Genomic DNA, 533 nt, shown 5'->3' with positions numbered 1-533 from the left:
GTCGGTGGGGTAACCCGYAAGGGAGCCAGCCGCCGAAGGTGGGGTAGATGATTGGGGTGAAGTCGTAACAAGGTAGCCGTATCGGAAGGTGCGGCTGGATCACCTCCTTTCTATGGAGAATCGTCTTCTGCAACGAAGACATTCAAATAACGATGAYGCAAGTCRTCGWAYAGACTTCAWTGAAGTCAACCAACTCACTCGTTGGTCAGTTTTGAAAGATCAATTCTTTCACCTTAAATACGTTTGGTGGCGATAGCGGAAGGGTTCCACGCGTACCCATACCGAACACGACCGTTAAGCCTTCCAGCGCCGATGGTACTTGGACCGAAGGGTCCCGGGAGAGTAGGACGTCGCCAAGCGTATTTTATATGGGCCCTTAGCTCAGCTGGTTAGAGCGCACCCCTGATAAGGGTGAGGTCGGTGGTTCGAGTCCACTAGGGCCCACCATATAAATACTAACTTCATAAGGTAAGTGTCGGGATGTACGGAAAGTAATCGTAAATCTCGAATCCATGCTTCACTTTTTTGGAGTG

Annotated in this window: 1 tRNA gene and 2 rRNA genes; all 3 read left to right on the top strand. The window is 50.5% G+C overall.

Annotated elements, in window-relative coordinates:
• Positions 1-110 (top strand): 16S ribosomal RNA (locus tag AB4124_RS34090); the annotation flags it as partial.
• 132 nt (positions 111-242) lie between these two features.
• Positions 243-359, top strand: a 5S ribosomal RNA gene (rrf, locus tag AB4124_RS34085).
• Positions 360-370: 11 nt separating this feature from the next.
• Positions 371-447, top strand: a tRNA-Ile gene (locus AB4124_RS34080).
• Positions 448-533 lie beyond the last annotated feature (86 nt).

This window comes from Paenibacillus sp. 2KB_20 (assembly GCF_052115765.1).
Classification (GTDB): domain Bacteria; phylum Bacillota; class Bacilli; order Paenibacillales; family Paenibacillaceae; genus Paenibacillus_AQ.
This window is presented reverse-complemented; position numbering and strand designations above follow the sequence as displayed.